Source organism: Embleya sp. NPDC005575 (assembly GCF_040605455.1).
Classification (GTDB): Bacteria; Actinomycetota; Actinomycetes; order Streptomycetales; family Streptomycetaceae; genus Embleya.
Genome location: NZ_JBEXCV010000122.1, coordinates 20,102 through 27,214, shown reverse-complemented (window position 1 = coordinate 27,214; position 7,113 = coordinate 20,102). Strand labels below are relative to the sequence as shown.

8 protein-coding genes and 1 pseudogene are annotated in these 7,113 nt (G+C 71.0%); 5 read left to right on the top strand and 4 right to left on the bottom strand.

The features are described 5' to 3' along the window. The coding region (locus ABZS54_RS31125) for a dihydrodipicolinate synthase family protein (RefSeq protein WP_355543514.1) at positions 1-624 on the top strand (624 nt) is incomplete at its 5' end. Between the two features lie 73 nt (positions 625-697). Here ABZS54_RS31125 and ABZS54_RS31120 read toward each other — a convergent pair. After that, a complete protein-coding gene (locus ABZS54_RS31120) occupies positions 698-1,567 on the bottom strand; it encodes an LLM class flavin-dependent oxidoreductase (RefSeq protein WP_355543511.1) in 870 nt (289 codons plus the stop codon). Between the two features lie 354 nt (positions 1,568-1,921). Here ABZS54_RS31120 and ABZS54_RS31115 point away from each other — a divergent pair, with 354 nt between their 5' ends. Further along, positions 1,922-2,518, top strand: a complete 597-nt coding sequence (locus tag ABZS54_RS31115; protein WP_355543508.1) for a GNAT family N-acetyltransferase — start codon at positions 1,922-1,924, stop codon at positions 2,516-2,518. A gap of 96 nt (positions 2,519-2,614) precedes the next feature. Here ABZS54_RS31115 and ABZS54_RS31110 read toward each other — a convergent pair whose 3' ends face one another. Further along, a complete protein-coding gene (locus ABZS54_RS31110) occupies positions 2,615-3,274 on the bottom strand; it encodes a hypothetical protein (RefSeq protein WP_355543505.1) in 660 nt (219 codons plus the stop codon). Positions 3,275-3,500: 226 nt separating this feature from the next. Here ABZS54_RS31110 and ABZS54_RS31105 point away from each other — a divergent pair. Continuing rightward, positions 3,501-3,719 (top strand): annotated as a pseudogene (locus tag ABZS54_RS31105) (MFS transporter); the annotation flags it as partial. Between the two features lie 351 nt (positions 3,720-4,070). On the opposite strand, the gene ABZS54_RS31100 reads toward ABZS54_RS31105, so the two are convergent. Both ABZS54_RS31100 and ABZS54_RS31095 read right to left on the bottom strand, forming a co-directional pair. Continuing rightward, entirely contained in the window at positions 4,071-4,667 is a 597-nt protein-coding gene (locus ABZS54_RS31100) for a hypothetical protein (RefSeq protein WP_355543517.1), read from the bottom strand. Positions 4,668-4,923: 256 nt separating this feature from the next. Further along, complete coding sequence (locus ABZS54_RS31095) at positions 4,924-5,130, bottom strand: hypothetical protein (RefSeq protein ID WP_355543502.1); 207 nt, start codon at positions 5,128-5,130, stop codon at positions 4,924-4,926. 426 nt (positions 5,131-5,556) lie between these two features. Between ABZS54_RS31095 and ABZS54_RS31090 the strand changes: the two genes are divergently transcribed. Together ABZS54_RS31090 and ABZS54_RS31085 are read left to right on the top strand one after the other, a co-directional pair. Further along, positions 5,557-6,870: a glycosyltransferase family 2 protein gene (locus ABZS54_RS31090; protein ID WP_355543500.1), complete on the top strand. Its 1,314-nt coding sequence runs from the start codon at positions 5,557-5,559 to the stop codon at positions 6,868-6,870. Between the two features lie 2 nt (positions 6,871-6,872). Beyond that, positions 6,873-7,025, top strand: coding sequence for a hypothetical protein (locus ABZS54_RS31085; RefSeq protein ID WP_355543498.1), 153 nt, complete (start codon positions 6,873-6,875; stop codon positions 7,023-7,025). The last annotated feature ends 88 nt before the right edge of the window (positions 7,026-7,113 follow it).

Genomic DNA, 7,113 nt, shown 5'->3' with positions numbered 1-7,113 from the left:
CGCGCCCTCGCGGACCTCGCGCGGTGGCCGACGGCCGCCGCCGCGCTGGTGCCCGTCCCGTACTTCACGCGCCCCGCGCAGGCCGGTGTACGGGCGCACTTCGCCCACCTGGCCGGCGCAAGCCCGCTGCCGCTGATCGTCTACCACATCCCGTACCGCACCGGGCAGCCGCTCGATGCGGCCGGACTGCGCGAGTTGGCCCGAATTCCCGGTGTCGTGGGCGTCAAGCTCGCGACAGGCGGCATCGATCACGATGCGGTGGACCTGCTCGGCGACCTGCCGCCCGACTTCGCGGTGCTGGCCGGCGACGACCTGTTCCTGTCACCCCTGCTGGCCCTGGGCGCGGCGGGCGGCATCCTCGCCTCGGCGCATCTGGCCACCGGCCGGTTCGTGGAACTGGCCGACGCCTGGCGTGACGGCGACCTCGTCCGGGCCCGGGGCCTGGGCCACGCGCTGGCGAGGTTGTCGGCCGCGGCGTTCGGCGAACCCAATCCGACCGTGGTCAAGGGCGTCCTGTACGCGCAGGGCCGGATTCCGACTCCGGACGTACGACTGCCGCTGCTGCCCGCCCGACGCGCGTCGATCGACGCGACGCTGAAGCGACTCGCCGAGCTGGGCGCGTAGGGCGAGCGCGGCTTGGCCTCGTCGGCCGGTGGGGTGAGCGGCCGGGAGTGAGTAACCGCTCGTAAGCGACCGACTAGAAGACGGGCGGCCCCGATTCGATGCGACGCAGGATCGGGGTCGCCCGGTACAGGTCGGCGCTGTCCATGATTTGGCGTTCGTCCCACCACGTGGCGCCGGCGTCGATCAGCGGCCCGAGCAGGTCGTGGGCCCGGGCGGGATCGGTGGGACTGACGCCGCCGAGGACGAAGTCGAACGTGGCCTCCGGGCGGACGTCGCGGTGCTTGCGCACGTACGCCACCAGGTCGCGGACCTGGTCGACCGGCGGAGTATGACCGTGCCGGGCGGAGGCGAACAACGGGACCGCGCCGTCCCAGCGCGCGGCGCGGCGCATCGGTGGGCGATTCGGCCAGAACCCGCCGATCCACACCGGCGGCCGCGGCCGCTGCGTCGAGGCGGGCAGCAGCGTCACGTCCCGGACCCGGTAGTGCGGGCCGTCGTGGTCCACCGGTTGGCCCGACCAGTAGCGGTCCAGCAGGTCCAGCCCCTCGTCCAGGCGCTCGGCGAGAACGACCGGGTCGGTCGGCTCGCCGAAGTCGCCGTACTCGTCCTCGAATGGCCCGCCCAGCCCGGCGCCGAAGATCACCCGCCCACCGCTGAGCGCGTCCAAGGTGGCCACCTGGCGGGCGAGTTGCTGCGGGCGCCGGCGCGGGACGGGGGTGACCAGGGTGCCCAGCTTGATCCGCGAGGTGGCCAACGCCGCGGCGGTCAGCAACATCCAGGGATCGCCGAATGCTTGGCCCCGCCGGGCGCGTTTGTCGTGCACCACGTGATCCCAGACGAACAGACCGTCCCAGCCCGCTTGTTCGGCTGCGACCGCGACCGTGGCCACCGTCCTGGGGTCGGCGAAGTCGCCGAAGTTCGGAATATTGACGGAGAAGCGCATCCCGGCATCCTGCTCCGGCCCGACACCCCCGGCAACCCCGGCACGGCCGGCCGTCGCAATGGCGTGGTTTCCGAAACGGCGCGAAAGTACGTGGACCAGTCGCACGCAACGATCGAGCCGCTGCGCTCGACGCCGTCGGCCGCGTGGTCTCGGCTGCTGTCCGCACCGGGTCCGGGTGACCGGTCCGTGGGCCGCGAGGTCGGGTGCGACGGGGGGTGAGCGCCCGGGTGACGGTGGGGACTTGGTGGGTTGGCTGTGGTCTGTTGGCCGGGGCCACTGTTCGGGGTATGGGGGCTTCACGGAGAATCGTGCTGGAGCCCCGATGTGCGGGGTCGGCGGGAAGGGAGCAGGTCGTTGATCCGTTTCGCGCACCGCGCCAAGGGCGGGGCCGTGCTGGGCGCGGCTTTGGGCCATCATGGGCCGTTCGGGGCCGATGGCCCCAACGCCCTTGCCGACGTCCGTCTCGTGCCGCGTCCCTACACCCATTCGCACACCCGGGTCCTGCTGCACGCCCTGTACTCGGAGCAGGTCGCGCTGTACGGCTTCGCCGATCATCCCGACACCACCGAGCCTCGCGATCTGGAGCCCCCCGAAGGCCTGTTCGTACTCGCCTACAGCGGACACACCCCGGTCGGCTGCGGCGGATGGCGCACGATGCCCGGTCGGGCGGCGGAGATCAAACGCCTGTACGTCAGCCCCGAGCAGCGGGGCCTCGGCCACGGTCGCCGCCTGCTCGGCACCCTGGAGCACACCGCCGCCCAGGCCGGCGCACGGCGACTGGTCGTGGAGACCGGCAACCGCAACATCCGAGCCCTCGCCCTGTTCGCGGGAGCCGGCTACACCCTCCGCGACCCCTACGTCGACGGCCGGGACCCGACGATCACCCGAGCCATGAGCAAACCTCTCCTGCGCACAGCGGGCAACGGCCCCCTCTCCGCCCCACCCCGCTGACTCCACCGCGTCCCCGCGGTCCTTCCGGTCCGGAACCCGGTTGCGCCGTCGGGGCATGCGGCTGACGAGGGAGAGGTGGGCCCGGAACGGGTCGGGTCAGTCGAAGAGGGACTCCTGGACATCGAGTGCGGGCATGAATTCGGGCTCGACGGCGGGAGGGGAGGAGCCGGCGACCCGGGTGAGGTCCTCCAGACCGGACCAGCGGCCGGTGGCGATGCCCTTGGCGACGGTGGTGTGGAACAAGTGGGTCAGCGCGTACGCGTCCCAGGTGACCGCGCGTTCGGGGGGCGGTCGCAGGCCGAGGTGCTGCAGTCTGGTGTCGAAGGACTGCGGTGTGGCGGTCGGGGTGACGACTGCGGCGAGGGTCATCACGTCCAGGACGACACACGAGGCGAGGAGTGGGCAATAGGCGCGCTGCTCCCACACGAGCGTCTTCTCGGCGAACGGCGGCAGCCCGATCACCGCGTGCGGGAGGTCGCGGACCACACGGCGCTCGATGTCCGCCAGCGCCGCGGCGAGGGAGCCGGGTGCGGCGGGCGGTACCGGGACGCCGATCGGCGCGGACGGCGGGCTTTCGGGCGGGGGAGGTTCGATCGGGGCGTGCGCGCGCCAGGCGACATGATCGCCCGGACCGTGATGCGTGAGTGCGGCGACCTCGACGGGGACCGGGCGCCGCAACCCCCGGGTCTCCAGCCGAAAGCGCAACCCCACGAAGCGCACACCCGACAGCGGCGTCGTACTCGTTTGTCCGGCCACGCCCGGAGTCTAGGCCGCATCGCCGCATCGCCGCGACGCCGTGACGTCACCCGGCGGCCGGCCGCCCGTCGCGCGCCCGTCGCGCGCGCGAAATCGCCCCGGAGCGGCCCCGCCTGATCCCCCCGACTGCGCGATCCGGCTCGGCGTGTCCCCGGGGCCGACGGGTGAGGACCGACCACGTTCGATCTCGGCCGCCGGGCTGCTGGTGACGGCGTACGCGATCGGGATGATCGTCGGCGGCCCGGTGCCGGCCGCCCTCACCTCACGCATCGCGCGCAAGCCGTTGATCAGCGTACTGCTCGCGATCGTCGTCGTCGGCAACCTCGCCTCGGCGCTCGCGCCGAACTACGCCGTGCTGTTCGCCGCGCGGATCGCCACCTCGCTGGTCACCGCCACCTTCTTCGCCAACGCGATCGTCATCGCGGCATCGTCCGCCCCGCCCGGCAAGCAGGCCTCCACGGTCTCCACGCTCGTGTTCGGGATGAACCTGTCGATGATCCTCGGCCACGCCGATCGGGACCCTGATCGGGAACGCCTTCGGCTGGCGATCCACCTTCGTCGCCGTCGCCGCGTGCTGCGCCCTGGGCTGGGTGCTGGTCCGGCGTCTGGTGCCGGATCTGCGCGAGGCCACGCCCGCCACCTCCGCCGTGGCCGAACTGCGGGTCTTCCGCAGGCGGGACGTGCAACTGGCGATCGCACTCAAGCCACGCGTGGCGTCGCGACCGGACGGCCGTCCCGGTGGCCTCGGCGGGCCGATCCGCCGCGTGACCACCTCCACGACGACCGGGTCGCGGCGTCAGCTGGGAAGATCCCAGACGGTTGCTTCCAGGCGCAGGGGGACGTCGGGGGCGATCGGCCCGATCACCCGGAAGTATCCGGTGCGTCCCTCGTTGGTGACCATGCAGAATCGGCTGCCCGGGGCGAGTTCGCCGCCCAGGTAGGTGCCGCGCTTGCGGACCGCCTCGGCACATGCCTCCGGGGTCGGGTCCGGGCTGCCCTGGGGGAGCGCGGCCAGGGTGTTGGCGGAGCCGACCGTCATGAGATCGGGTGCGCCCAGCGTGTACGAGAACACGAGGTCCGCGGCCTTGTTCGACTGGGACACCAGCGGCGGGTTGGTGTCGAACTCGACGTACTGCTTGTTCGGGTCGACGGTGATCGGACCCGGCCCGAACAGGACCCGCGGCGGTTGACCGCCCGGTGCCGGCGTGTTCGACGCCGACTGGCCACCGCCACCGGTGGCCGGCGGCTTCTGCGAACTCTGCGGAGCCTGCGAGCTCTGCAGGCCGGGCGCGGGGGCCGTGTTCGACGACGGAGCCTTCGAATCCGAATCGGAATCGGAGCGACTGACAGCAATGGTGACGAAGATGCCGATCAGCGGAATGGCGATGCCCACCACCCACCACGCCCACTTGGGTTGACCCTGGTGTGGAGGAGGAGGGGGGCTCTGGGCACCTGGATATCCCGGATGGTTCGTCAAGTCGCCTCCGTGGTACGCGTGGCCGATCAGCCGCGGCACTCTATCCAAGGAACGTCCCCGGCCGCACCCCCGTGACCACGCGCACCCCACCGCCCCGCCGCCCGGCGTCGGGAAACGCCTGGCGGCGGGGCGGGGGGCCGGGCCGATCCGGCCCCGGTGGGCGACTCCCGGGTCAGGAGCCCGCGAACACCGTGGCGCTCACCGTGGACGGCGTCGTGCGATCCGTCGGAGGCTTGATCCACAGCTGGTATTCGCCGGTCATGGGCAACGGCTTCCCGGTCGCGGCGAACACGTCCGCGTCCGGCGCGGGCGGTACCGAGTCGGCGTCCGCCTCGGACCTCGCCACCCGCACCGGCCGGCCGTTTCGGTCGAAGGGCAACCCCCCGCATCCAGGCGGCGTTCGAGGCAGGCCGGCACCTGCACGGTGGTAGCCCGTTCGCCGCCGACCAGCTCCGGGGGAGCCGGCCATCGATTCGGACAGCCGACGGTCGTCACGGTGGAGTCGCAGACGGTGGAACAAGCTACGGAAGAGGCGATAAACATGGGCAAATCATCGTCGGATATGCCGGCTATTTCTGTGCCTGTACTCACAATTACGACTATCGGATTTACAAGATCCTTCCGATGTCGCATGCTTGCCCAGCCTGGGCGGGGGCTCGGGGGGGAATGGACGAGTTGATCCTCGGCGAGCCGATGGTTCGCCGTGTTCGTGCTGCCCGCACGCGGTCTCGACACCGGGATCCGTACGTGCGCTCGCGAGGCCACTTCGTCCGTTCGCATGGTCCGGTTCGAATGCGATGGCGGGATGAACGACACCGGTTACGTGGATGCGACGCCGCGAGGGCGGCACCGAGGGCGCGACGAGCACGCGATGGCGGCGGGTCATCCGACCGTGGTCCTTGCGCCGATTCGTGATGAGCCGCAACTGTCATTCGTTCCGGGGGCGGCCGTACGCGTCGCCGAGCCGGCCGCAGCCGTCGGCCCGCGCCGGCATCGAGCGCGCAAGGCCGAGCCGTTCCGGCTCAAGACCAAGCGCCGTCGACGTCGCTCGTTGCCGACGGCGGACGTGCACGCGATGCGGATCACCGCACTGGTGCCCGCGCACAACGAGGAAGCGCAGATCGGCGAGACCATCCAGTCCCTGTACGGTCAGCGGCGACCGCCGGAGACGATCATCGTCATCGCGGACAACTGCTCCGACCGCACCGTGGAGATCGCCCGCTCGATGGGCGTACAGGTGTACGAGACCGTCGACAACAAGCACAAGAAGGCCGGCGGCCTCAACCAGGTCATCGACCGCATCCTGCCCGACCTCGGCCCGGCCGACGCGGTCCTGGTGATGGACGCCGACTCGACCCTGGGTCCGGAGTTCCTCAGCCACGGCCTGGAACGGCTGGCGACGGGCAAGTACGGCGCCGTCGGCGGGACCTTCACCGGCAAGCCCGGCGGCGGCTTCGTGGGCATGCTGCAACGCAACGAGTACGCCCGCTACGTCCGCGACGTGGAGCGGCTCCAGGGCAAGGCCCTCGTACTCACCGGCACCGCCACCCTCTTTCGCGCGCTGACCCTGCAGGAGGTGGTTGCCGCTCGCGCGGCCCACGAACTGCCCGGCGCCGCGCACGTATACGACACGCGGGTGCTGACCGAGGACAACGAGCTCACCCTCGGCATCCTGCACCTCGGCCTGCGGATCGTCTGTCCGCCCAAGTGCACCCTGATGACCGAGGTCATGGGCACCTGGTCGGACCTGTTCCAGCAGCGGCTGCGCTGGAAGCGCGGTGCCCTGGAGAACCTGACCGACTACGGGTGGACGCACATCACCCGGACCTACTGGGGCCGCCAACTGCTGTCCCTGCTCGGTCTTGTGGTCATCGGGATCTATCTCGGCTCGCTGCTGTTGTCCCTCCTCCTCACCGGACACGTGCGCATCCAACCGGTGTGGATGGTGGTCACGTTGATCTTCTCCGTGGAGCGCGCCGTGAGTGTCCGCAAACGCGGACCGCTACAGGTGGTGCTCGGCGCGCTGATCGTGGTCGAAATGGCCTTCGACCTCTACCTCCAGGCGGCCCAGGCAAAGGCTTTCTGGGACGCCATCCGAAGAAAAGAAAGGAAGTGGTGACCATGTATCACGCAAGTACAGGAGTGGCCGCGGCCGGCGCCGGAGGCGCCCTGGCGGCGACCGGTGCGAACGTCATGTGGGCGTTCGTGGCCGCGTTCACGCTGTTCAGCGCGGGCCTCGCGCTCAAGCGGATCCTGCCCGCACGCAACAGCTGACGACCCGTCGGCGACTGCTGTTTCCGCAGACGAGGCATCCGGTAAACCGTTCCCGGATGCCCTCCGACGCGGCTTGAGTACAGGCGGC